Annotated in this window: 22 protein-coding genes; 3 read left to right on the top strand and 19 right to left on the bottom strand. The window is 68.3% G+C overall.

The annotated features are described in order from the left end of the window. Positions 1-145: 145 nt before the first annotated feature. The 9 genes from AC5YGJ_RS09175 to AC5YGJ_RS09135 all read right to left on the bottom strand — a co-directional run bounded on the left by AC5YGJ_RS09175 (position 146) and on the right by AC5YGJ_RS09135 (position 7,726). On the bottom strand, positions 146-859 hold the full coding sequence (locus AC5YGJ_RS09175; protein ID WP_496186334.1) for an energy transducer TonB family protein: 714 nt from the start codon (positions 857-859) through the stop codon (positions 146-148). Next, the gene (locus AC5YGJ_RS09170) at positions 852-1,652 is read right to left on the bottom strand and encodes a ChaN family lipoprotein (RefSeq protein ID WP_496186333.1); all 801 of its coding nucleotides are present in this window, start codon (positions 1,650-1,652) and stop codon (positions 852-854) included. The genes AC5YGJ_RS09175 and AC5YGJ_RS09170 overlap by 8 nt, the downstream gene beginning before the upstream one ends. Further along, on the bottom strand, positions 1,639-4,110 hold the full coding sequence (locus AC5YGJ_RS09165) for a TonB-dependent receptor (RefSeq protein ID WP_496186332.1): 2,472 nt from the start codon (positions 4,108-4,110) through the stop codon (positions 1,639-1,641). Before AC5YGJ_RS09165 ends, AC5YGJ_RS09170 begins: the two co-directional genes overlap by 14 nt. Before the next feature lie 64 nt (positions 4,111-4,174). Continuing rightward, on the bottom strand, positions 4,175-5,101 hold the full coding sequence (locus tag AC5YGJ_RS09160; RefSeq protein ID WP_496186331.1) for a FecR family protein: 927 nt from the start codon (positions 5,099-5,101) through the stop codon (positions 4,175-4,177). Further along, positions 5,098-5,607 (bottom strand): RNA polymerase sigma factor, encoded by a 510-nt coding sequence (locus AC5YGJ_RS09155; RefSeq protein ID WP_496186330.1) that lies wholly within the window; start codon positions 5,605-5,607, stop codon positions 5,098-5,100. Before AC5YGJ_RS09155 ends, AC5YGJ_RS09160 begins: the two co-directional genes overlap by 4 nt. 85 nt (positions 5,608-5,692) lie before the next feature. Further along, complete coding sequence (locus tag AC5YGJ_RS09150) at positions 5,693-5,947, bottom strand: hypothetical protein (protein ID WP_496186329.1); 255 nt, start codon at positions 5,945-5,947, stop codon at positions 5,693-5,695. A gap of 86 nt (positions 5,948-6,033) precedes the next feature. Then, positions 6,034-6,258: a hypothetical protein gene (locus AC5YGJ_RS09145; protein WP_249843681.1), complete on the bottom strand. Its 225-nt coding sequence runs from the start codon at positions 6,256-6,258 to the stop codon at positions 6,034-6,036. Then, a complete protein-coding gene (locus AC5YGJ_RS09140; protein ID WP_409460167.1) occupies positions 6,255-6,956 on the bottom strand; it encodes a glutamine amidotransferase in 702 nt (233 codons plus the stop codon). The genes AC5YGJ_RS09145 and AC5YGJ_RS09140 overlap by 4 nt, the downstream gene beginning before the upstream one ends. Beyond that, complete coding sequence (locus tag AC5YGJ_RS09135) at positions 6,953-7,726, bottom strand: YggS family pyridoxal phosphate-dependent enzyme (protein ID WP_249843683.1); 774 nt, start codon at positions 7,724-7,726, stop codon at positions 6,953-6,955. Before AC5YGJ_RS09135 ends, AC5YGJ_RS09140 begins: the two co-directional genes overlap by 4 nt. 74 nt (positions 7,727-7,800) lie before the next feature. On the opposite strand from AC5YGJ_RS09135, the gene ptsJ reads away from it, so the two are divergent. Continuing rightward, positions 7,801-9,087, top strand: a complete 1,287-nt coding sequence (gene ptsJ / locus AC5YGJ_RS09130; protein WP_496186328.1) for a MocR-like B6 salvage transcription factor PtsJ — start codon at positions 7,801-7,803, stop codon at positions 9,085-9,087. 135 nt (positions 9,088-9,222) lie between these two features. Here the strand turns inward: ptsJ and AC5YGJ_RS09125 are convergent, their stop codons facing one another. The 7 genes from AC5YGJ_RS09125 to AC5YGJ_RS09095 all read right to left on the bottom strand — a co-directional run bounded on the left by AC5YGJ_RS09125 (position 9,223) and on the right by AC5YGJ_RS09095 (position 17,934). Further along, positions 9,223-9,729, bottom strand: a complete 507-nt coding sequence (locus AC5YGJ_RS09125) for a hypothetical protein (RefSeq protein WP_309339765.1) — start codon at positions 9,727-9,729, stop codon at positions 9,223-9,225. A gap of 99 nt (positions 9,730-9,828) precedes the next feature. Continuing rightward, positions 9,829-12,939, bottom strand: a complete 3,111-nt coding sequence (locus AC5YGJ_RS09120; protein ID WP_409460164.1) for an error-prone DNA polymerase — start codon at positions 12,937-12,939, stop codon at positions 9,829-9,831. 6 nt (positions 12,940-12,945) lie between these two features. Continuing rightward, entirely contained in the window at positions 12,946-14,355 is a 1,410-nt protein-coding gene (locus tag AC5YGJ_RS09115; RefSeq protein WP_496186327.1) for a Y-family DNA polymerase, read from the bottom strand. Positions 14,356-14,364: 9 nt separating this feature from the next. After that, the gene (gene imuA / locus AC5YGJ_RS09110; protein ID WP_249843687.1) at positions 14,365-14,979 is read right to left on the bottom strand and encodes a translesion DNA synthesis-associated protein ImuA; all 615 of its coding nucleotides are present in this window, start codon (positions 14,977-14,979) and stop codon (positions 14,365-14,367) included. A gap of 218 nt (positions 14,980-15,197) precedes the next feature. Beyond that, positions 15,198-16,205 carry a cyclase family protein gene (locus AC5YGJ_RS09105; protein WP_409460162.1) on the bottom strand — a complete coding sequence of 336 codons (1,008 nt, stop codon included), beginning with the start codon at positions 16,203-16,205 and terminating at the stop codon, positions 15,198-15,200. Positions 16,206-16,240: 35 nt separating this feature from the next. Beyond that, positions 16,241-16,891: a DsbA family oxidoreductase gene (locus AC5YGJ_RS09100; RefSeq protein ID WP_249843689.1), complete on the bottom strand. Its 651-nt coding sequence runs from the start codon at positions 16,889-16,891 to the stop codon at positions 16,241-16,243. A 92-nt stretch (positions 16,892-16,983) separates the two neighbouring features. After that, positions 16,984-17,934, bottom strand: a complete 951-nt coding sequence (locus tag AC5YGJ_RS09095; RefSeq protein WP_409460160.1) for a LysR family transcriptional regulator — start codon at positions 17,932-17,934, stop codon at positions 16,984-16,986. Between the two features lie 141 nt (positions 17,935-18,075). On the opposite strand from AC5YGJ_RS09095, the gene AC5YGJ_RS09090 reads away from it, so the two are divergent. After that, positions 18,076-18,954, top strand: a complete 879-nt coding sequence (locus AC5YGJ_RS09090; RefSeq protein ID WP_249843691.1) for a sterol desaturase family protein — start codon at positions 18,076-18,078, stop codon at positions 18,952-18,954. Positions 18,955-18,963: 9 nt separating this feature from the next. On the opposite strand, the gene AC5YGJ_RS09085 is transcribed toward AC5YGJ_RS09090, so the two are convergent. Beyond that, positions 18,964-19,668 carry a helix-turn-helix domain-containing protein gene (locus tag AC5YGJ_RS09085; RefSeq protein ID WP_496186326.1) on the bottom strand — a complete coding sequence of 235 codons (705 nt, stop codon included), beginning with the start codon at positions 19,666-19,668 and terminating at the stop codon, positions 18,964-18,966. 286 nt (positions 19,669-19,954) lie between these two features. After that, on the bottom strand, positions 19,955-20,389 hold the full coding sequence (locus AC5YGJ_RS09080; RefSeq protein ID WP_496186325.1) for a VOC family protein: 435 nt from the start codon (positions 20,387-20,389) through the stop codon (positions 19,955-19,957). Between the two features lie 337 nt (positions 20,390-20,726). Between AC5YGJ_RS09080 and AC5YGJ_RS09075 the strand changes: the two genes are divergently transcribed. After that, positions 20,727-23,522 carry a beta-glucosidase family protein gene (locus AC5YGJ_RS09075; RefSeq protein ID WP_496186324.1) on the top strand — a complete coding sequence of 932 codons (2,796 nt, stop codon included), beginning with the start codon at positions 20,727-20,729 and terminating at the stop codon, positions 23,520-23,522. A gap of 86 nt (positions 23,523-23,608) precedes the next feature. Here AC5YGJ_RS09075 and AC5YGJ_RS09070 read toward each other — a convergent pair whose 3' ends face one another. Continuing rightward, complete coding sequence (locus tag AC5YGJ_RS09070) at positions 23,609-24,514, bottom strand: LysR family transcriptional regulator (protein WP_249843695.1); 906 nt, start codon at positions 24,512-24,514, stop codon at positions 23,609-23,611. Positions 24,515-24,619 lie beyond the last annotated feature (105 nt).

Below are 24,619 nucleotides of genomic sequence, written 5' to 3'. Positions count from 1 at the left end.
CGGCTGCCGATCCCATGGAGCAGCCGAGCAAGCTCGGCGCTACGGACGGGGCGATCGTTGCGCATTGCGTACTGCTCTGTTGCGCCGGATGTATTTGACCTCAACCCGGGTTGAGGTCACAGACTGCCCCGCAGTTCCAGACCGCCTAGCGCAGGTAGTACTCCACGGGTACCACCAGTTCCTGCGGTGCCTTCAGCTCGGCGGGAATGGGCGGCAGCGGCTGCGCGCGGCGGAAGGTCTGCAACGCTGCGTCATCCAGCATCGGCTGGCCACTGGGCTGCTCCAGCCGCAGTGCCAGCAGGCGACCTTCGCGGTCGATGCTGGCCCTGACCCAGGCAGTGCCCTGCTGGCGTCGCGAGCGTGCGGCGGCGGGATAGTAGCGATAACGCTCCAGCCGCGCCATCAGGCGGGCTTCCCACTGGTCGCTGGCGGCGCCGGCCTGGAGGTCCGCCGGTGGCGCGTCTGGAGCGGGCGGCGCGGCCGTGATCGATGCCGGTGCGGGACTTGCATCGGTCACGGCCGCTGGCGGGGCGATCGGCAGCGGCTGCCTGCCACGGCCACCGGTTTCGCTGGCCGCCAGTTCACCCTCGCGCGCGGCGGTGGGCGTGGGCGGCGGAGGCGATTTCGTCGGCTGCGACGCGCGCGCCTGCTGCGCCTGGCTGGGCGTATCGGCCTGGCGCTCTTCCACCGGCTGCGGCGGCGTGGACGGTGCCAGCAGACGCAGGCTGATGCGTACATCCTGCTCCGGTGGCGGCAGCGCCGGAGGCGCCGTTACCCAGTGCACCAGCAGCAACAAGGGCAGCAGGTGCAGGCCGATGGTGATCGCCATGGCCTGCCAGTGTTGACCGCGCTCACTCATCGCCGGTCACCCACAGCAGATCGGCGTCAGCGGCATCGATCACTTCACCGGGCGAGGCGAGGGCAATCACCAGGGCGGGGACGGCCGGCGGCAGGTAGCCTGGCACTCCGGTACCGCGCAGCACATGCCAGCGGCCGGCAATCAGCAGCGCCGGTGCCGGTGCGCTGGCCAGTACCTGCGCCATGCGTGTATCCCGCGCGTGCTGAACGGCCAGCATGCCGTCCAGCATCGGAGCTGCGTCCGCGTGCTGGGCCAGCACCACGGCGGACAGGCGTTGTCTTGCGGTGGCCCCCGGGAACTGCACGGCTCCGGGGGAGGCCAGCAGCGTGTTGACCTCTCCGCGTGACAGGTTGGCGCCATGCAGCGCAGTTCCTGCATGGGTCGCGGCCTCCACCACGGCGCCGTAGGCGCTCCACGGCCAGCGCGGATCCCAGTCCAGCAGTTCCTGCAATCGCGCGCTGTCGGCCTGGTTGCCCTTGCCCAGCCAGCGCTGCACGCGTTGCAGGCGTGGCTGACGCTCGCTGGCGATCATCTCCATCACCAGCGCGCCCTGTGCGCGCTCGCGCTGCAGTGCCAACAGCAGCCAGCGCTGGGCGGCGTGATCGCCCGCCATGTCGTGACGCTCGCCCAGCAGCAGGCGCTGCGCGCCGGCGGCGCGCTGCACGAACGTGGCTTCGTCCAGGGGCTGGCCGCTGGCCAGATCGATCACCGTGCCAGGCATCGGCTGCGCGCTGGCCAGGGCGGTCAGCGCGAGCAGGCACAGCGGCAGCCAGCGACGGCTAGAACGCCACATTGACGCCCATCGAGACGGTGCGGCCACGGCCGTTGCCGCGATCCAGGATTGGGCTGAAGATGCTGTCGATCGAGGCATTGTTGTCATAGGACTTGTTCTGCAGGTTTTCGATGTTCAGCCACAGCGTGGTATTGGCCTGCGGCTTGAAGCTGGCGTAGAAGTCCAGCAGCACACCGGTGCCGCCGGTTTTGCGGGTCTGGAAGAAGTCGTAGCCTTCTTCGGTCGGGCCGGAGTACTCGGCGCGCAGGCTGGCCTGCACGCGCTGCTGCCACCAGCGACCGCCCACGTCCAGGGTCCAGTAGCGGTCGGGCAGGGCAGTGATGTCTTCCAGGTTGACGAATTCGATGGCTGGCGCGCTGGTGCGCGAGCGGGTCCAGCTGAGGGTGGCGTGGTAGTGCTCGCTGGCGTAGTGCGCTTCCAGCTCGACGCCGTGCATGCGCACCACACCGGAATGGTTCATCCAGCGGGTCGTGGCAGTGAAGTCGTCCGCATCCAGCACATCGGTCCAGGCATTGAGCTGCGGATCGCTGTCGATCGGCACCACCAACGGCTCCACTTCAGGCGGATGCACGATCAACAGGTACTGCGGCTTGATGTAGTCGCGGATGCGGTTGTCGAAGCGGGTGATGCGCAGCTGCGCCAGGTCACCATCGACCAGCAGCGAACCGGTGCTGAGGTTGGCACCGAACTGCAGGTTGCGTGAGCGCTCGCGGCGCAGGAACGGATTGGCACCGATACCGTCGGCGACGCTGGCGTCCTCCAGCGGGATCTTCTCGAAGAACATCTCCTGCACGCGCGGCGGCCGTGAGGTGCGCGAGACTTCAGCGAACAACTGCAGCCAGTCGGTGGCCTGCAGTGAGAGCGCCAGGCTGGGGCTGAGTGCGCGCTCGCTGCGGCGCACGTCGATGCCGCCGCCATTGATCTGCGTGCATTGGCCCGGCACATCGGAACACACCGGAATATGGCCGCCGATGCGATAGCGATCCTGGCGCAGGCCAGCGGTCAGCGCGTAGATGTCGTACTGCAGTTCCAGGGTGCTGAACACGCTGTCCAGCTGGCTGCGGCCCTGTGGGTTGGCGCCGCGCAGGATAGGGGTGTCGGCCACGTAGATGTCCGACTGGTGCTTGATGCCGGTGTTCCAGCGCGCCTGCAGGTCGCCGATATCGAAGCGGCTGGTGTTGTCGAGCGTCCAGCTGCTGAGGCTGCTGTGGGTGCGGCGGCCGATGTAGTTTGAATCCTCCACTGGCGGATAGAACAGCCGGGTCTTGTTGCTGGCGAAGGTCGCACGCAGGTCGATCCACGGCGTGTAGGGTGTGTAGTGGTAACTGGCGCGCTGGTTGCGAGCGGAAATCTGCCACGGATAGTTGTGGTAGAAGTCGTTTGCGTAGCGCATGTGGCTCAGGTCGAGCCGATGCTGGTCGCTGGGTTGCAGGCGCGCTTTCAGCAACCAGCTGCTGGGCTGCTGGCTGCCCGGATCGGCGTTGTTCTTCTGTCCATGGGCGGTGGCGTATTCGCTGCTGCGGCTGCTGCTTGCGGCAGCCAGCAGGCCGAACTGGCGATCGCCACCTTCTTCGCTGTGGCGCCAGGCACCGGCGAAGGTGCGGCCATTGCCGTAGCCATTGTTGCCCTGGCGGTAGCCGGCGCGCAGGCCCCAGTCACGGCCCTCGCCGAGCAGATCGTCGATGTCCAGCGTGCGGAAGTTTGCACTGCCGGCCAGCGTACCGGCGCCATCACCGCCGGCAACCGCACCACGCTGCACGTCCACACCGGCGAGCAGGAACGGATCGACATAGGCGAACGGACCACCGGAGCCATGCCCGGCGTTGTTGCGGAAGGTCTGGGTGACCCCATCGATCATGGTGTTGACCCGACCCGCGCCGGTCATGCCCCGGATGTTGACCTGCAGCCCAGGCTGGCTGCGCGAATGGAAGCTGTGCGTGCCGGGCATCGAGCGCAGCAGGCTGTTGCCCTCCTGGCGTTCGGCCATGGCCACGCGTTCGCTGCCGACAATCGGTGCGAAACCATCGTCGGTGGCAGGGACGTACTGGCTGGCACCGGCGCCGGGAACATAGCCGAGCGCGTCGTTGCCCTGCACACGCAGCGGGCCGGTGCGACGGCTGCCGTCATCGGATTCGGCCGGTGCCGGCTCCAGCGTGGCGCGGCGTGCATCGATGAAACGCGGGCGCAGGCCACTGCCGTGCAGCAGGCGCGACAATGCCTGGGCATCGTCGAAGTCGCCTTGCAGTGCGGGTGCGGTGTGGCCGGCAGGCAGCGCCGCGCCAATCACCAGGTCGACGCCGCTCAACCGGCTGTAAGCGTCCAGCGCGCTGGCCAGCGGCTGGGCGGGGACATCGTAATGACGCGATTCTGTCTGTGCCTGCGCGTGGGCGGGCAGCGTCGGGAACGCGCTGGCGCAGGCCAGCGACAGGGCGAGGACAAGGGGGCGGTGGCACAGCATCGGGGGCTCCAGGGGTTGACGCAGAGCGTCGTCATCCCGGGTAGACGCGTGAGCAGAGCCGATGTCAGGGTGCATCGCGTCGCCCCGTGCGCGGGGGCAGCCAGACCTGCAGATTGCCGCCAAGGCGCAGCACGCGCACATGCAGCTGCGCCGCCAGCTGGTCGCGGCTGTGGGCGGCGCCTGCGGTGCTGCCAAGCAGCGTGACCGGCTGCTGACGCAGGCGCGCGCCGACGATCCAGGTGTGGCCTCCATGCCAGCGATCAAGGTCCTGGACGACCTCGTCCAGCGGTGTGGAGACCCAGTGCAGGCGCCGCCCGCGCCAGGCCAATGCACCCGGATCGGCGGGCACGGTCATGCCCTGATCGACCCTGTCGAAGCGCAGTTGTTCTCCCTCGGCAACCACGGTGTGGCCGTTGCCACTGTCCACGCGGACGCGATGCTCGGTGACCGTGACCCGGCTGCTGTTGTCCAGCACGGCCAGGTCGAACGCGGTCCCCAGTGCGGTCACCGTGCCCTGCGGCGTGTGCACCTGGAATGGGCGGGCCGCATCGGCAGCTACCTCGAAGCCGGCCTGGCCGTGTTGCAGCTGCAGCTGCCGGCGCTGCGCATCGATGCGGACATGCACTTCGCTGCCCGGCGACAACCAGACCCGCGTGCCATCTGGCAGCCGTTCGTCACGGATCTCACCGGCGGCGGTACGCAGCACCTGTGCAGGCGGTGGCGAGGCATGGCGGCTGTACAGCCCGAGTGTGCACAGCAGCAGGACTGCGATGCCGGCCTCGCGCAGACGGCGGCGCTGATGGCGCTGTTGCTGGCGTTGCAGGCTGGGCAGGGCTGCGCCGGCCTGCCACAGCTGCTGCAGGTGCAGATACTGCGCGGCGTGGCGTGGATCGGCCTGCAGCCACTGCTCGAACGCGGGTTCGTCGCGGGCCCCGTCGTGGCCATCCAGCCACCAGCGCGCGGCTTCGCGTGCGATCGTCTCCTGGTTCATGCACCGGGCACCCGCTGCAGGGTGACCAGCGCACGCAGCAGATGACCGTGTGCGGTCTGCCGGCTGATGCCGAGCTGGCGGCCGATTTCAGCCAGCCCCAGCTGTTCCACCCGGGCCAGCAGGAACACCTGGCGCGAGCGTGGTGGCAGCGCGGCGATGATCGCATCGAGGTGGCGCAACTGTTCGGTGTCGAGCAGGTGCTGTTCGGGCTGCGGTGCCGGATCGACCAGGGCCAGCATGTGCGCATCCTCCAGCGGTGCTTCTCGGCGACGCTGCCGTTGGCGGTAATGGTCGGCAATCAGATTGTGGGCAACGCGATACAGGTAGGCGCGGCCATTGCCCAGCAGACCGCTGGCAGCGACCTTCAGGAAGCGCAGCCAGGTTTCCTGGACGACGTCATCGGCGTCGCAGCGTTGCGGGAGTTTGTGGCGGACATGGGCATGCAGCGGCCGGTAATGGGCCGCGCACAGCTGCGCGACATCCGTCTGTTCGACAGGCGTGGACACGGGGCGGGCAACAACTGGGAGGGGAAACAGCCCGCGGCGGCAAGGGCAGCGGCTGCACCTTACAGCAAAAGAGAATCATTTGCATCTATGATGGCGCCGGTGCGCTGCGGCGTCGGTCAATGCGCGCGTAAGCGGTCAGGCCGATCTGGCGGGCATGATGGTTGATTGCCAGAGCGATCTCCTCGACATACTCGTTGAGCAGCGCCAGATGGAACGCCAGCACCCACGGTGCTGACGCCTGCCCCGTTGCCTCGACCGCACGTTGTCGCAGGAAACCATCGGGATGCCGGGTGGCCAGGCACAGGCACAGCAGGCGGTGATCGCCCTGCAGGGAAGACACCAGGCGTTCCAGACGCACGCCGTCGGCTTAGATGCGATAGGGGAGCGCAGCGTTGCCGGCCAGCGGCCGGCACGACCGCCATCGGGTCAGAGATTGCGGTACTGGATCTGCACCGCCAGCACGCGCAGGCCGTCGGCGTTGCTGGACAGGATGCGCTCTTCGCCGATGCCTTTCTGCCGTTGCAGCTGGTAGCCCTGATCGGCGGGCAGCTGTGCGGCGATGCTGTCCATGTGCTGCTGGGCATCGGGGCCGCTGCAGTCGAAGTGGCCCCAGTAGGCGCCATTGCGGTGGATCTGCAATCGGTAGTTCATCGGGCTGTCTCCGATAGTTCCTGCAACCATTGGCTGAACATCGCGGTGGCCGCTGCCGCCAGCGGCGCGCCATAGCGGCGTGCCTGTGCGCGCAGGTCGTTGGGGTCGATGCCGGCCTGGGCCAGCTCCAGGGTGTGCCCGATCAACCAGCGCTCGAACTGGCGCGCGTCCAGTTCGGGATGGCACTGCAGGGCCAGGGCATGGTGACCGATGGCAAAGGCCTGGTGGCGGCAGGCCGGCGTGCTGGCCAACCGGCGCGCACCTGCCGGAAGCTCGAATACCTCGCCATGCCAATGCAGTACCGGAATGCCCTGTAGCGCCAGCAGTGGTGAACGCTGACCCTCATCGGTGAGCAGCAGCGGCGAAAAGCCGATTTCCTTGCCGCCGCTGGGTGCAACCTGTGCGCCCAGCGCGCGTGCCATCAGCTGCGCACCCAGGCAGATGCCCAGGGTCGGCCGCTGCTGTAGCAGCCGTCGTTGCAGCAGCGCGATGCTGTCGTCGAGGAACGGGTAAAGATCAACATCGTTGACGCTGATCGGCCCCCCCAGCACCACCAGCAGGTCAGCCGCTTCGGCTGGATCGAGTGCATCTACACCAGCCTGCAGCACCTGCAGCTGCCAGCCCTGTGCCAACAGCAGCGGTTGCAGGGTGCCAAGATCCTCGAAGGCAACGTGTTGCAGGACGACCGCGTGCTTCATGCCTCGGCTCCGTTGTTCGGCCAGTAGAAGCTGTCCGGGGTAGCGCGGGCGCCGAAGATGGCCTGGCCGACACGGACCACGGTCGCGCCTTCCTCGATGGCCACTTCGAAGTCACCGGACATGCCCATCGACAGCTGCGACAGGTCGAGGCCGGCAGGCGTGGTGCGCTGCACTTGGTCGCGCAGTTCGCGCAGGCGCACGAAGCAGGCGCGCACGCGCTCGACGTCGGGGCTGAAGATGGCCAGGGTCATCAGGCCACGTACTCGCAGGCGGTCGAAGCTCGGCAGCTGCTGCACGAATGCCTCGACAGCAGCGGGCTCCAGGCCGTACTTGCTCGGTTCGGCCGAGGTATTGACCTGTACGAACACATCCAGCGTGCGATCCTCCAGCTGCAGGCGCTGTTGCAGCGCCTCGGCTACACGCAGGCTGTCCAGGGCCTGGAATTCGCTGGCGAAGCGTGCCACGTAGCGCGCCTTGTTGGTCTGCAGGTGGCCGATCACCGACCAGTGCACGCCGAGGTCGGCCATGGCCTCGGCCTTGCGCTGTGCCTCCTGCACCTTGTTCTCGCCCAGTTCGTGGCAGCCGGCGGCCACCGCCATGCGGATACGGGCGTCATCGACGGTCTTGCTGACCGGCAGCAGGCGGACGCCGGCCGGGTCGCGGCCGACGCGGGCGCAGGCATCGGCGATGCGTTGGCGCACCGTGACCAGGTTGGCGGCGATCTGTTCGACAGACTGGGCGACGGGCCAGTCTGCGGCGGCAAGGGGCATGTGGGCACCTCCAATGCAGGGGCCAGGGTGGGATACACTGGCACAGGACAAGAATTATTTTGGCATAGGACAAAATGAAAATCACTGGGCATAGCGCCGAGTCGATCTTCGACAGCATCCGAGATGGCATCGGCAAGGGCCGGTTGCCTGCTGGCAGCGTGCTGCCACCGGTGCGCGAGCTGGCCGAACAGCTGGGGGTGAACCGCAACACCGTGGCCGCCGCCTACAAGCGGCTGGATGCGGCCGGTCTGGCCAGCACCGGTGGCCGCCGCGGCACGGTGGTGCGCGGCCTGCCGCCGACGATGGCGCGCGAGGGCACCCCACCGGGATTGGCCCTGCATGACCTGGCCGGTGGCAATCCGGATCCACGCCTGCTGCCGCCTCTGCGGCTGGCTCCGGCTGCGCCGCGGCTGTATGGCGTGGGTACAGTCGACCCACGGCTGCAGTCGCTGGCGCGGGCCTCGCTGGATGCGGACTGCCCCGGCGGCTATGCGCTGGAACTGACCCATGGTGCGGTCGATGGCATCGAGCGCCTGCTGGCGGCGTGGCTGCTGCCGTGCGACCGGATCGCGGTGGAGGATCCCTGCTTCCTCGGCAGTCTCAACGTGTTCAACGCTGCCGGGCATGCGCCGTTGCCGGTGGCGGTGGATGCGAACGGCATGCAGGTGGAGTCGCTGCGCCAGGCACTGGAGGCCGGCGCGCGTGCGGTGCTGCTGACCCCGCGTGCGCACAACCCGACCGGGGCCAGCCTGGATGCGAAACGGGCACGGGCGCTGCGCCAGGTGCTGGCGGCCTACCCGCAGGTGGCGGTGTTGATCGACGATCATTACGCACTGCTCTCGCAGCAGGCCTATCACTCGGTGCTGCCACTGGATGGCCGCCGTTGGGCATTGCTGCGCTCGCTGTCCAAACCACTGGGCCCGGACCTGCGGCTGGCCTGGCTGGCCTGTGATGACGAGACCGCGATGCGGTTGCGGTTGCGGTTGGCGTCCGGCACCGGTTGGGTCAGTCATCTGCTGCAGGACGCGGCCATCTCGGTACTGGCCTCTCCCGCACAGCGGGCCAGGATCGTTTCTGCGGGTGAGCGCTATCAGCAACGCCTGCAGTTGCTGCAGGAGCTGCTGCGGGCACGCGGCGTGGCGACGCCGCAGCCGATGGAAGGCTTGAACCTGTGGCTACCGTTGCCGGCCGACAGCCATCGGCAGGTACTGGCGCTGGCCTCGCGTGGCTGGCATGTGCGCGCGGGCGAGGTGTTCGCAGTGGCTGCGCCGGGGCATGGCCTGCGCATTACCTGCGCAGCACTGGGCGCGACGCAGCTGCGGCAGCTGGCCGATGATCTGGCGGCGGTGTGCGGTTCGTAGCGTCGAGCTTGCTCGACGGCCCGTCATGTAGCGTCGAGCCATGCTCGACGGCTTCCACCAACAGCAGCCGGCCATGGCTCGGCTCTACAAAGGTGAAGCAACGTCGAGCAAGCTCGACGCTACGGCGTGCGGTGATCAGGGCGCGGCGTTGGCACCGGGGCGGACGTAGTAGGACTGGCCGCTGTCATCGACGAACATCAGCTCCGGCTTGCCCTGCCAGGAGGTGAGCATGGCGCCGGTGTTGTTCTGGTGCTTGACCATCAGGCTGGCGCCCCGGTCCGGATTGGCGACGACCTTGAAGACTTCGGTGGTGCCGCTGGCATCGTCCAGGGTCAACACGGCTTCGCCGCCGCGGTCGCTGGTGCCGTAGCCACCGCGCTCGGAGCCATCCGGGCCGAGCAGGATCAGCCCGGAGAGCGCCGTGGCGCGCGGCCCTTGTGGGCGCCCCTGGCTGAGCGGATCGGGAACCGGTGCACCGAGGATCACGCGCGGTTGGCCGTTGCCATCGTGGATGACCAGGCCGCGTGCCTCGATGATGCGCTGTGGTGATTGGCTGCGGTGCAGGTTCCAGGCAGTCCAGCCGGAAACGAGCAGGGCAAGGGTCGAGAACCCCAGGGTGGTCAGCAGCAGCGCACGGGGCATCGGGTCGTCCTTCCTTGGATGTGCCGACGATAGCGGATGCAAAAGGCGATGGGTAGAGCCGGCCGGGTAGAGTCGACTGTGAGTCGACTGCTGTTCGATTCAGTGGAAATCGCGGCTGTGGCTGCGCAGGCCCTGCAGCAGTTCATCCAGGCAGTGCATGCGCTGCACGATGACATGCTGCACGCCATCAACACGCTCCAGGCGGCCGTCGATCTGCATCAGCTGGGTATCGACCAGCACCCGGTGCTGGCGATCGGCCAGGTGCCGCCAGACCACGGCGTTGACCATGCCGGTCTCGTCCTCAAGGGTGAGGAAGGTGACGCCGCTGGCGGTCTGCGGGCGCTGGCGCATGCGCACCAGGCCGGCAATGCGCACGCGGCGGCCGTGGCCGTGCCCGGCCAGCTGCGCGGCATCCAGGCAGCCACGGCTGCGCAGCTGCGCACGCAGGAACGAGATCGGATGGCGACCCAGCGTGGTGCCGGTGCTGCGGTAATCGGCCTGCATGTCCTCCCAGGCGCTGGGCAGTGGCAGCGGCACACGGGCTTCGGCCGTGGCACGGGCCTGGTCGAACAGCGGCAGCCGGTTCTCCACGCCGGAGATGTCCCAGCGCGCACGATGGCGATGGCCACTGAGCCCGCGCAGCGCACCAGCATCGGCCAGCAGGCCCTGCTGGCGGCGGTCCAGTGCGGTGCGCTGGCACAGGTCGCCGACATCGTCGAATGGACGTCGCGCGCGCTCGCGCACGATGGCCTGCACGGCCGGTTCGCTGCAGCCGTCAATCAGGCGCAGCCCGAGCCGGATCGCCGCCGCGCCCTTGCTGAAGTCCAGGGTGCAATCCCAGTCGCTGTGGCGCACGTCCACCGGCAGCACGCCGATGCCATGCCGGCGCGCGTCCTGCAGCAGTTGATCGGGGCTGTAGAACCCCAACGGCTGGCTGTTGATCAGGCTGGCGGTGAACGCGGCCGGGTGATGGCACTTCAGCCAGCAGCTGGCATAGGTGAGCAGGGCAAAACTGGCGGCGTGGCTTTCCGGGAAGCCGTAATCGCCGAAGCCCTTGATCTGTTCAAACAGATGCTCGCCGTATTCGCGGCTGAAGCCGTTGCTCAACATGCCGGCCAGCAACTTCTCGCGATGCGGCTCCAACCCGCCGCGGCGCTTCCAGGCCGCCATCGAGCGGCGTAGTGCATCGGCCTCGCCGGGGGTGTAGCCGGCCGCATCCACCGCCAGCTGCATCACCTGTTCCTGGAACAGCGGCACGCCCAGGGTACGCGCGAACACGCGTTCCAGCTGCGGCGGATACAAGGGCTCCTCCAGGTTGTCCAGCGCCTGCGGGCCCTGCTCGCGCAGCAGCCGGCGCCGCTCCAGATAGGGATGCACCATGTCGCCCTGGATCGGGCCGGGGCGCACGATCGCCACTTCGATCACCAGGTCGTAGAAGGTACGCGGCTGCATGCGTGGCAGCATCGCCATCTGCGCACGCGACTCGATCTGGAACACACCGATGGTATCGGCGGCACTGATCATGTCGTAGGTCGGGGTGTCATCGTCCGGGATCGCATCCATGCGACCGCTGTGCAGGCCGTGCTGCTGCAGCATCGCCAGGCATTTGCGGATGGCGGTGAGCATGCCCAGTGCCAGGCAGTCGACCTTCATCAGGCCGGTGGCATCCAGGTCATCCTTGTCCCACTGGATGACGGTGCGGTCGGCCATCGCCGCGTTCTCGACTGGCACCAGGGTCGACAGCGGATGCTCGGAAATCACGAAGCCGCCCGGGTGCTGTGACAGGTGGCGTGGGAAGTCGATCAGCTCGGCCGTCAGTGCCAGCAGGCGCTGCATCAACGGCGTATCCGGATCGAAGCCGCGCTCGCGCAGGGTCTCCGGCAGCGGTACATGGCCACCCCAGTGGTCCATCGCCGCGCCCAGTTCGTTGACCTGGTCCATCGGCAGGCCGAGCGCACGGGCCACGTCGCGGATCGCGCTGCGGCCACGGTAGCTGATCGCCACCGCCGTCAATGCGGCGCGTTCACGGCCATAGCGCTTGAACACGTACTGCAGCACTTCTTCGCGGCGCTCGTGCTCGAAATCGATGTCGATATCCGGCGGCTCGTCGCGCTCGGCGGAAATGAAACGCTCGAACAACAGGTTGCTGCGCGCTGGGTCGATCTCGGTCACGCCCAGCACGAAGCACACCGCCGAGTTGGCCGCCGAACCACGGCCCTGGCAGAGGATGTCCTGGCTGCGCGCGAAACGCACGATGTCCTGCACGGTGAGGAAGTAGGAGGCGTAGTTCTTCTGCTTGATCAGCGCCAGTTCGTGCTCGATCTGCGTACGTTGTGCCGGTTTGATGCCGTCTTTCCAGCGCCACGGGATGCCGCGCTCGACCAGCACCCGCAGCCAGCTGTCCGGATCATGCCCTTCGGGCACCAGCTCACGCGGATAGGTGTACTGCAGCTGCTCCAGCGTGAAGTGGCACCGCTCGGCGATGCGCAGGGTCTCGGCCAGCAGTTCGGGCGGGTACAACTGGGCCAGCGCTGTGCGTGGACGCAGGTGGCGCTCGCCGTTGGGGAACAGGCGCCAGCCGGCTTCGGCCACGCTGCAACGGTGGCGGATCGCGGTCAGCGTGTCCTGCAGGGCGCGGCGGCGGCGTACATGCATGTGCACATCGCCACTGGCCACCAGCGGCAGGCGATGGCGTTCACCGAACGCCTGCAGTTGCTGCAGGCGGCGCGCATCGTCGTGCTCGTGGTGCAGCTCCACCGCCAGCCACAGGCGATTGTTGAAGGCATTGCGCAGCAGCTCCAGGTCGGTGACGGCCGGGTGCCGGTCCAGCCACAGGCATAGCAGGCCGTCGGGCAGGCCATGCAGGTCGTCACGCAGGCAGCGGTATTCACCTTTGCCGGCCCGCCGCCGGCAGGTGGTGATCAACTGGCACAGCCCGGCATAGGCGGCCTGGTCGGTGCACAGCAGGGCCAGCTTCGGCCCGTCCTCGAGCTGGAACTCGGCACCGACGATCAATGCCACGCCATGCGTCTTCGCCGCCTGCCAGGCGCGCACGATGCCGGCCAGCGAGCACTCGTCGGTGATCGCCAGGGCGCGGTAGCCCTGGCCGGCCGCGCGTGCGAACAGCTCTTCGGCGATCGAGGCGCCACGCTGGAAACTGAAGGCCGACAGGCAGTGCAGTTCGGCGTAGCCGGGCAGTCCGCTGTGCATCGCGGCTCAGCCGAACCAGCCGTGCAGCATCCACGGTGCATGTGGATCGTTACGCATACGGAACGCCCAGCCGCGCTGGCCGTGCGCGGTTTCCACCACGTAGTAGTCGCGCCGTGCATCGGCCTGGTCCCACCAGCCCGACTCGATCCGCTCCGGCCCGGCGACGATGCGCAGGCGTGGGTCGCGCAGGGGCTGCGGCGTCTCCAGCAGCCAACCGGGGCGCAGCGGCCAACACGCGGGCGGCTTGACCGGTGGCTGGGTCCCACTGGCGCGCTCGGGTCGATGGTCGGCCTGTACCGCCAGCGGCTGCACTGCATCATCGCCCAGCCGTGCGCGCAGGCGTTCGCGCAGCTGGTTCCAGGGCATCGCCTGCGCTGGCCGGGTGTCAAACAGATCGCGTGAGGCCGGTACGAAGGGCGGCAACTGCTCGGCCTGCAGGCGCAGCGCGCGGCTGCCCGCCGGCAAGGTGAAGGCTTCCATGCGGTTGCGCGCGATCTCGAACAGCAGCGCAGCATCGCGCTCGGGTGCCAGCAGGCCGATGGTCAGCACACTGGCCGGCAGCAGGTCGTGCTCGAAATGCAGGTCGAAGCGTTGCACGCCGCCATCGCGCGAGCACAGGAAGGCAGCCAGGTCCAGCAGAAGGCGGCGCAGCGGGAACAGCAGGGCCTGGCTGGATTCGATCTCGTATTCGAATTCGATGCGTGCATCGAAACGGTCCGGTGGCTGGTAGTAGCGCAGCGGCGCGGTGGGCAGGCCCCGCAATGCGTCCAGCTGCTGCAGTACCTCGGGGGCGAAGCGCCGGGCCAGGCTGTCGCGTGGCAGGTCGAGCACCGCCCCCAGCGTGCGCAAGCCGGAGCGGCCGAGCACGGTCACCGCATCGCCGGGCAGACCGCAGCGTGGCAGCGGCAGCTGCGCCAGTACTGCCGGCAACTGTTGTGCATTGATGCCAAGGCCGTCATGCACATTGGCCAGCACGCGCGCGGCATGCGGGTTGGGCGCGGCCACCAGGCGATGGCGGAAGCCGAGTTCATGCAGTTCGTTGCGCAGGCGCTGTTCGATGGCGGGCCAGTCGCCGAACAGGGCGCGGCTGGCACCGATCTCCAGTACCAGCGCATGCGGGAAATCGAGGCTGACCTGCGAACTGTAAGCGTAGGCCCAGCTGGCCAGCAGCTGCCGGGTGTGCTGTTCGGCGTTGGGGTCGTAATCGTGCAGATGCAGGTCCTGCACCAGCACCTGCGCGGCCGAGAGCAGCATGCCCGGGCGCAGGCCCACCGCGCGCGCGGCCGGACTGACCGCGCGCAGCACGCGGCGCTGGGCCGGCCCCTGCAGCAGCACCAGCGGCCGCTGCGGGTCCGGCTGCAGGCGCAGCACGCTGTCCAGCGCCAGCTGCGGCAACAACAGGCAGGCCCAGTGCATGGCGCGGCCTCAGTGCGCGATGGCCAGCGGCAGTGGCTGTGCCGGCGGCAATCCGCCGCGACACTTCAGCACCCGCACCTGGCCATGTTCGAGCTGCAGGCGCAGGCTGGCCGGGGAGGGGTTGCGCGCCGCACGTGCTTCGCGGAACACGAAGCCCAGGCACTGGCCGCTGTCGGCGGCCACCTGCAGGCGGCGCAGGGCGCGGTCGTCGGCCTGCTGCGGCCAGCACAGCACCGCCGCACAGGCGGCAGAGCGCAGGCATTGTTCGGCCGCCCACAGCGCCTGCTTCGGTGTGGCCTGGATGATCTGCAGCTGGGCCAGCTCCAGCCCGGCGGCGGCCCAGGCCGGCGCATGCGGGCGATAGGGCGGGGCGATCAGCACGATCGGGCGGTCGCGCTGGCTCAGCTTTGCCAGCGCCGGCCAGACCAGAGCCAGTTCGCCCACGCCGGGCGCGGCCTGCAGCACCTCGCACAGCCCGCTGGCCGGCCAGCCGCCACCGGGCAGGCGCGCGTCCAGGGCCGGGTGGCCGCTGGCCAGATGGTCGCTGGCCGGCCCGTGGCGGGCCGGGCCACGCCACAGCTGGCGGCCATCCAGCAGCCGGTCGAGGGCGACGACGGCGCCCATCAGCCGGTCCTCCAGGGGAGGCGCCGGGCAGGCTGGAAGCGGCAGAGATGGGCGGAAACGGCGGGCATGGAGCGAGTATCGACAGGCGCGTATCAGGGGCTGAGACCGGACATGCTACTCGGTTGTAAGTAGAATTACTAATGGAATCGGCGGGGTGGGTTTCAGGTTGCTGAAGGGGTAAAGGAGTGCCGACCAAGGTCGGCACCCACAGGCCCCGGTTACGGGCGCACCGGCAACGCCACCGGTCGCAACGGTGCGGCATCGCCGCCGCGGATCTTCAACGGGCCGCCGATGAAGGCGAATTCGTAGACCTTGTCACGGGCCAGTTCGTCCAGCGCCACCAGTTCGATGATCGGCGCACCCTGCTGGGCCAGCAGGTAGGTGTGCAGCGGCACATAGTCATCGGATACCTCCGACGGGAAGGTCTCGAAGCTGAGGTTGTCGGCGCCGACGATCATCGCGCCGCTGTCTTCGACCAGGAAGCGCGCCGCGTCCAGGCCCATGCCCGGCGGGTTGGCCATGTACGCTTTGGGCTGCTCGAACAGGCGCATGCGGCCGGTGCGGATCAGCACCACGTCGCCCTGCTGCAGCGTCACCTTCTGCCGTGCCAGCGCATCCTTCAGGTCCTGGCGGGTGACGCGGTAGCTGTCCGGCAGCATGTCCACGCCCTTGGCGCCGGCCACGTCGATCAGCACGCCACGGGCGATCAGCGGCGGGAATTTCTCGATGCCGGTGACCTTCCAGCCACGGTCGCCCAGATGCTTGTCGGCCTCGAAGCCGTTCCAGATCTTCCCGTGGATGCCGAAGTGGTTCAACGCATCGATGTGGGTGCCGGTGTGGCTGTACATCGAGAACGCGGTACCGGTGTAGCTGCGGGTGAGGTTCATGGTCTGGCCCACGCCCATCGGATCATCCATCACCGTGCCGCGCGGGGTGTGGGTCATCCAGAACTGGTAGTGCGGATCGCCGGCGTCCTGCCAGCTGGGCATGCCGACGTAGTACTCGGTGGCCAGGTCATAGGCCTTGCCGCCGCTGACCCGCGACAGGATGGCCGCGCGCGAGGCGTCGGTGATCAGGTTGAGGCGGCCGATCTCGTCCTTCGGCCCCCAGGGGCTGGTGCCGACCTGCTGGCCGGAGGGAACGCGTTCGTGCGCGGACACCGTGGTGGAAGCGGCGGTGCCGGCCAGCAGCAGGGCCAGTGCGGTGGCCAGGGTACGTGGGGTCATGGGGAATCTCCTTGTGGGGTGGGGGGCGGTGCGGCTCAGGCCGCGACCAGGTGCGCCAGGGCCTGGCGCAGGTGTGGCAGTGGCAGGGTCTGCAGGCGCAGGCCGTTGCCGCCGATCACGGTGGGAATGGAGTGGATGCCGAGGGCCGCGGCTTCGGCACGATCGGCCTGCACGCGCTGGCGTACGGCGTCGCTGCCCATCGCATCGGCGAAGGTGCCGCGCCGATGGCCCAGCGATTCGGCGATGTCCAGCAGCACGTCGGCATCGCCGATGTTGCGGTGCTGGTGCAGGTGCGCCCACTGCACCGCGTCGAACATCGCGCCATGGGCATCGTTGCCGCCGATCAGCCCGGCGGCCTGGCAGGCCAGTGCGCCCAGCCAGCCGGAGGGATACTCGAAGTCCTGTGCGCGCATGCCTTCGATATCGATGCGCGCGGTGTCTTCATGTGCGGCGCAGTCGGTCCAGTGGCGCAGGATGGTCGCCTTGGCACGCGCCATCGAGCCGAACACCTCGATCATCCGGGCGCGCGAGTCCTGCAGCACGAAGCTGCGGTGGCGCACCTGGATGCCGAGTTCGGCCGAGACATGCTGCAGGCGCGGGGCCAGCACGAAGCACCAGCCGCAGACCACGTCGTGGAAGAAATCGACCACCGGCGCTGCGGTGGCGGGGGAAGGAGCGGAAGACATCTGCCTGCCATCGGTGAAGGAGGAGGCGGCAGATTAGGCAGTGCGGCGTGGCCGAAACAGCACGCCACGGGCAGCTCAGTTTTCGCTGGGAGTTACGAATCCAGGCCGGCGCAGCCGGGCAGCTCGGCGTGCAGGAAATCGATGAAGGCGCGCACCTTGGGCTGCAGGTGGCGCGAGGTGGGGTAGACCGCATGCACGAAGCGTGGCGGATAGCGATGGTCGGGCAGCACCTGCTGCAGTTCGCCGCGGGCCAGCGCCGGTGCGGCCAGGAACGAGGGCAGGGCGCCGATGCCCATGCCGGCCACCAGCAGGTCGCGCAGCAGCAGGCTGTTGTTGACGGTGACGCGCGCCGGCAGGGTGATCGAGACCTGGCCATCGGGGCCGAGCAGTGGCCAGCTGCCGGGCGAGTCGGACAGGCTGTAGGCCAGCACGCTGTGCGCCTGCAGATCATCCACCGTGTGCGGCGCGGGGTGCTGCTGCAGGTAGGACGGTGCCGCGCACAGCACCTGCTGCAGCGACGCCAGGCGGCGTGCCACCAGCCGCGAATCGTCCAGTTCGGCACGGATGCGCAGGGAGACATCGAAGCCTTCACCGACGGCATCGATCAATCGGTCTTCCATCAGCAGATCCAGTGACAGCTGCGGATGCTGCTGCAGGAAGCGCGGCAGCAGCGGCGACAACGTGCTCAGCGCGAACGACTGCGGCGCGTTCACCCGCAGGCGCCCGCCGACCTCGCCGCGCTGTTCGGCGATGCCGCGTTCCAGCGCGTCCAGCTCGTCGAGCAGGCGGCAGCATTCGCGGTAATAGGCGTGGCCGGTTTCGGTCAGGCTCATGCGCCGCGTGGTCCGCTGCAGCAGCACTACACCCAGGTGGCTTTCCAGCGTACGCAGCTGCTTGCTCAGCCCGGCTGGCGAAAGGCCCAGGTCTTCGGCGGCGCGGGCGAGTCCGCCACGTTCGACGATGCGGCGGAAGGCGCGCATCAGGTTGAAGGAATCCATGCCGGCCCCGGACGCGATGAGGGCTTCATTGTAGATCCACGCCATGCGTGGATGCAGGAAACACGGTGCTGACCAATCTCCGCATCCACCTGCGGCACGCGCTTGCGCCGTTTGTTCAAGCCAGCAAGCCACACGCCAGGCCAGCATGCAGGCCCCTCACTTTCCGGGTTGCCCATGAAGCACTGGATGCTCCGCCTGTATGCCCCGTTGTTCCTGCTTGGTTTCGTCGCCGTTGCCATTGCCTGGGTCGGCCACCATCACGGCGACCCGCTATGGCTGCTGGCCCTGCTGGCGCTGGCCATCGCGCTCTCGTTCGGCGCCGAACGGGCCTGGCCGTATGATCCGGCGTTCAACCACGATCATGGGGACAGCGTGCGCGACACCCTGCATGCACTGGTCAATGAAGGGCTGAACCTGCTGTCGATCGCCGCGGTGCCGTTGCTGGCGGCGGTCATTCCGTGGCAGGTGTGGCCGGTACAGTGGCCGTTCGCGTTGCAGGTACTGGTTGCCATCATCGCCGCCGATCTCGGCATCACCTTGGTGCACTACGCCAGCCATCGCATCGGCTGGTTGTGGCGGCTGCATGCCGTGCATCACAGCGTCACCCGCATGTACGGCTTCAACGGCCTGATGAAGCACCCGCTGCATCAGGCGGCCGAGGCGGTGGGAGGCGTGCTGCCATTGCTGGTGCTGGGCCTGCCGATGCCGGTGGCGGCAGTGCTGGCGTTTGCCATCGCCATCCAGCTGTTGCTGCAGCACTCCAACGTGGATATGCGCCCCGGCGTGCTGGGCCGGGTGATGGCGTGGGCGCCACTGCATCGCTTCCACCACATGCGCTACGGCACTGCTGGCGACGTCAATTTCGGCCTGTTCCTGACCGTCTGGGATCATCTGCTGGGGACCGCCTTCGATGCGCCGGGCTATCGGCTGCGGCAGCAGGACCTCGGCATCGGCAGCCAGCCGGACTACCCGCGCGATTATCCGGGGCAGCTGCTGGCGCCGTTCCGCGAGCTGCCGCAGGGTGACGTGCCGGAACTACCCGAAGGCCTGCACAGGCGGGAGTGATCGAGCGTGTCAGGCCGCGTGCAGCTGCAGGCCCTGCAGCTGTGCCGCACCGATGCCGAACATGCGGCGCAGGCTGCGCGACAGATGGGCCAGGTCGGCGAAGCCGGCCGCATGCGCACTGTCGGTGAGGCTGTGCCCGCGCAGGTGATGTGCCAGCGCGATGCGCAGGCGCTGCCACAGCACCCAGCCGCGCAGGGTCACCGCCAGATCGGACTGGAAACGCCGGTGCAGCTGGCTGGTCGACAGATGCGCCGCCTCGGCGATATCGGCGGCCGGCACCGGGCCCGGCAGGTGCTGGCTGATGCGGGCAAGCGCCGCCTGCACCCGGCGGTCGAGTGGCTGTGCGCGGCTCAGTCCCGGCAACCAGTCGTGCAGTTGCGCCGCGGTACCGGGCAGCGTGTGCAGATGCTGCTGGATCTGTTCAAGGTCGGCATGCGCCGGTTCGAGAAACACTGTGCAACCCGTTTGCGGCGCCGACAGGATCGCGTGCGGCTGGAACGAGGGCAGCCACAGCCGCTGGCCCTGCTGACGCACACCGTCGATTTCGACCTGCCAGGGCGCGTCCTCACTCAACAGCAGTTGATGGGCGTAGTGCGCATGTGCAGCGCTGCCGCCGGCATGACCCTGCAACACGGCCACGTGGGCATCCAGCAGCAGCGTGCCATTCCAGGGCAGGGCGGGGGAGGACATGGCGGGATTGTAGATCCACGCCATGCGTGGATGAATCTCCATCGAAATCGAATATTCCGAGAGTTGAACGAAAAGCAGCCGAGCATGGGCTCGGCTCTACAGCAGGCCGTGCGGGGAATTGTCGAAGGCGGGGTGGGTCCGGTTGCGGGGGCGTGAGCGCCATGGATGGCGCGACCGAGCCTCCATGGATGGATTTACGGCGTCCCCCGCAACCGGACCCACCCCGCCTACCCACAGGAGCCCAGCTTTTGCTTCTGCTGTTGCTTTGGCCGTTGCCTCTGCGGGTGCCGGGCGCCGCCCGGCCGTCACCTCACCGCCCGTGCGGATCCGGCCGGTGATGCACGTATTCGACCACCGTGCCATCCGGGTGCACGGCGTTGAACGCCGCGCCGGTCGGCACTACCTGCAGCGGGAAGATGATTTCGGCGCCGGCCGCGACCAGCTTGTCGTGATAGGGCCGAACATCGTCGACCAGCAGTGTGCCGGTGGTCGAGGTGAACGGTGCCAGCGCCGCCGCGCTGCCTTCGATCAGCAGGAACGCACCGACCATCGCCAGGCGCAGCCCGGCGTCGGGAAACGGGAATCCAGCGTCGGCCACCAGGCCCTGCAACTGTTCGTAGAAGGCCACGCTGCGCTCCAGCTCACCGGGGGCCACGAACACCCGGATCAGCACGCGCGGCGCGCGCTGGCTGGACGTATCGCAGCGGTCGCGCCAGAGATGGTCGAAGTCGCGGTGGACGGTCATGGGCTCGGTTCGTGGCCAGGGATCTCCATTATCAGCAGCCCTGCGAGGCCTGCTGATGACCGCCGGTGATGGCCTGATAACCACCGGCCCGGTTGCCCCTGTGACTTAGGTCCTGTTGACAGGTGTGAACGCCCTCGCACAATCTTCACATGATTGGGTCGCCCTGCGCGGCCCGGGCAGGCAGGTTGTCACGCCGGGAGGAGGGTCCCGCGCGCAGACCGGCCCGCCCTTCGGCCTGCGGGACGTTGCCTGGCAACCCCTGCGCGGCATGAACGCTGCACCCTTCGGCGGCACTTTCCCTGGACCGATTGCCTTGGCAACGGAATTACGCCTGCCGATGAAAACGTTTACAAAGCCGCTTGCACTGTCCCTGGCCCTGTCTGCTGCACTGGCCGCTCCGGCCTGGGCCGACCCTGCCGCGTTCACCGTGCTGACCCTGGAACAGGCGCCCAACGCCGAGGCGATGCCGGCCCTGGCCGCGCAGCTGAAGCGCCTGAAGGTGGACGCGGTGAGCGTGCGTCAGGTGCAGCGCGGCATCGGCCAGGTCGATCCGCTGCAGGTGCTGGCCGATGGCCTGGGCTATGAATACCGCTTCATCGCCGCCGGCAAGGACGATGGCCAGACCCAGCGCGGCCAGGCCGTGCTGACGCGGCTGCCGATCGCCGCTGAATCCGGCCCCGACCAACCGGGCCTGAACTATCTGCGCCTGGACGATGGCCGCCACACCGTCGCGGTCTATACCGACGCCGGCGCAGGTGCCGCGCAGCTGCCGGCGCTGGTCACCCGTTCGCGGCTGGGTGCACCGGCGGTGCTGCTCGGCGCGGTGGCCGGTGACTCGGCAAAGGCCGCAGGCTTCGATCCGGCGCGGGTGGCACTGGAAGCCGATGCCAGCTACTTCAGCGATGGCTTCCAGGCTGCCAGCAGCGCACCGTTCAAGGTGGAAGGCAGCAGCCTGCATGCCACCCTGCTGACCCTGGCCTACGCTGCCGACAGGCACGGCGACGCACCGTGGATGGACACCACCCTCAACGCCGACGCGCGCGCCGCGCTGCTGCTGAAGGCGATGACCGAGGACGAAAAATTCCAGATGCTGCACAGCTACTTCGGGCTGGGCAAGGACGGTGGCCCGCTGCCGGAAGGCGCGGTGGGTTCGGCCGGTTTCGTGCCGGGCGTGGCGCGCCTGGGCATTCCGTCGCAGCAGTCAGCCGATGCAGGCGTCGGCGTGACCAATCCCGGTGGCATCCGCCCGGGTGACTTCGCTACCGCGATGCCGTCGGGACCGTCCACCGCCTCCAGCTGGAACCGCGAAGTCGCCTTCGCCGGTGGCGCGACCATGGGCCGCGAGGCGTGGCAGCAGCGCTTCAACATCCTGTTGTCGGGCAGCGTGAACCTGCAGCGCGACCCGCGCAATGGCCGCAATTTCGAGTACGCCGGTGAAGATCCGCTGCTGGCCGGCTCGATGGTGGGCGCGTTGATCCAGGGCGTGCAGAGCCAGCACGTGATCTCCTCAATGAAGCACTTCGCGCTGAACGACATGGAGACCCGCCGCAACTTCCACGACGTGCGCATCGGCGAACAGGCCATGCACGAGTCGGACCTGCTGGCCTTCGAGATCGCGCTCGAAGCCGGCCGCCCGGGCGTGGCGATGTGCTCGTACAACAAGATCAACGGCACCTACGGCTGCGAGAACGGCTACCTGATGAACCAGGTGCTGAAGCAGGAATGGAAGTTCCCCGGTTTCGTGATGTCAGACTGGGGTGGCGTGCACAGTGGTTCGAAGGCGGCGCTGGCCGGCTTGGACCAGCAGTCGGCCGGTGAAGTGTTCGATGCGGCGGTGTTCTTCGATGAGCCGCTGCGCCTGGCCGTGCACGGTGGCGTGGTGCCGCAGGCGCGCCTGAACGACATGGTGGCGCGCATCCTGCGCACGATGTTCCTGCACGGCAACTTCGACAACCCGCCGCAGCACCAGAAGGTCGATGCCGAGGCTGGTTTCGCCGTCGCCCAGCGCACGGTGGAAGAAGGCAGCGTGCTGCTGCGCAATGAAGGCAACCTGTTGCCACTGGCCGACACGGTGAAGCGCATCGTCATCATCGGTGGCCACGCCGACAAGGGCGTGATCGGTGGCGGTGGTTCGTCGATGGTGGGCGTGACCGCCAAGGGCACCAATGCGGTGCCGGGCGTGCTGCCGACCACCTGGCCGGGCCCGGTGATCTTCCACCCGTCCTCGCCGCTGGAATCACTGCGTGCGGCGCGTCCGGATGCGACCATCACGTATGTGGACGGCACCAACGCCGCCGCCGCGGCCAAGGCCGCCGCGCAGGCCGACGTGGCCATCGTGTTCGCCACCCAGTGGGCTGCCGAATCGGTGGATCTGCCGGACATGCAGCTGCCGGACAACCAGGATGCGCTGATCTGGGCGGTGGCCAAGGCCAACCCGAAGACCGTGCTGGTACTGGAAACCAACGGCCCGGTGCGCACGCCGTGGCTGGCGCAGGTGCCGGCGATGCTGCAGGCGTGGTACCCGGGCATCCGTGGTGGCGAAGGCATTGCCGCGCTGCTGACCGGTCAGGTGAACCCATCCGGCCGCCTGCCGGTGACCTGGGTGGCGGACGAATCGCAGCTGCCGCGCCCGCACATCGACGGCCTTGGCTTCAAGCCGGCCAAGCCGTTCGGTGATGTGTTCGATTTCGATATCGAAGGTGCCAACGTCGGCTACAAGTGGATGGCGGCCAAGGGCCTGACCCCGACGTTCGCGTTCGGTCACGGCCTGTCCTACACCTCGTTCGCCTATGAAAACCTCAGGGTGAGCGTGGAAGGCTCGCGCCTGGTCGCCAGCGTGGACATCCGCAACACCGGCAAGCGCGCCGGTGCCGACGTGGCCCAGCTGTACCTGAAGCTGCCGGCCGGCAGCACCACGCCGATCCGCCTGATCGGCTACGACAAGGTGAACCTGCAGCCGGGCGAACAGCGCCGCATCCGTATCGAAGCCGAGCCGAAGACCCTGGCTCACTACGATGCACAGGCCCGCCAGTGGAGGATCGACGGCGGCACCTATCAGGTGCAGCTGTCGCGCAATGCTGCCGAACCGTTGCAGACGGTGGACGTACAGCTGGTGGAGCAGGTGCTGCGCTGATGCATGAAGACACGGCCCCGCAAGGGGCCGTGTTTGTATGTGGGGGGCCGCCGCGCTCGCCGGGCCATGCCCGGCGAGCGCGGAATTCACACCGGCGCGCTGCCAAACCACCCGCGCAGGAAATCGATCAGCTGGCGAACCTTCGGTGACGGCTGCGTGCTGTGCGGGTACACCGCGTAGACGCTTTGCTGCGGGAAGCGGTGCTGGCGCAGCACCGCTCGCAATCGGTCCTGGGCAAGGTCGTCCTCGATCAGCCAGCGCGGCAGCACGGTGACGCCGGCGCCGGCCACGGCGAAAGCACGCAGGCTGCTGGCGCCGTCCACGCGCACCACTGCATTGCCCGGATTGGTGGCGAACAGCGCGTCGCTGCCATCGGGGGCAACCACCGGCACATCGGCCAGTCGCGGATAGCCCAGGCGGGGCAGGGTGCCCAGCTGCACCGGGTCATCGGCCGCATCCGCGGTGGGCAGCCGGGCCAGCAGCACGGGCGCGGCCACCGCACACAACGGATGCCTTTCCAGTTCGATGGCGTGCAGCGCCGAGTCGGGCAGGCGGCCGAGACGGATCGCCAGGTCGAAGCGCTCGGGTATCAGGTCGGCCGGCGCCGGCGAGGTCGACAGGTGCAGCTGCAATGCCGGATGCCGCATGCGAAACGCCTCCAGTGCCGGAATCAGGCGCAGCTGCGCGTACTCCGGCGTGGTGGTCAGGCGCAGCACGCCCTGCAGCTGATGCTGGTCGCGGCGCGCGGCATCGATGGCGGCCTGTGCAGCGTCCAGCGCCTGCACACAGTGCTGCAGGAACTGCTCGCCGGCCTCGGTCAGCGCCAAGTGGCGGGTACTGCGCAGCAGCAGGGTCACGCCCAGCTCCTGCTCCAGCCGCTTGAGGTTGAAGCTGACCACCGCGCGGCTCAGGCCCAGGCGATCGGCGGCTGCGGTCAAGCTGCCGGCCTCGACCACGGCGCGGAAGGTATCGAAGCGATCGAGGCTGACCATGGGCGATTAATTGTCAAATAAGATTTGACAGTGTTGCAGCCGTCGTCGTGTTTTTTCAACAAGGCCCGGCCGGCATGCTGGGCGCTTCCCTGATGGAGCGCCGCC

This window comes from Stenotrophomonas sp. CS3K5, from assembly GCF_059515225.1.
Note: the sequence above shows the minus strand (reverse complement) of the source record. Positions and strands in the feature narration are given on the sequence as shown.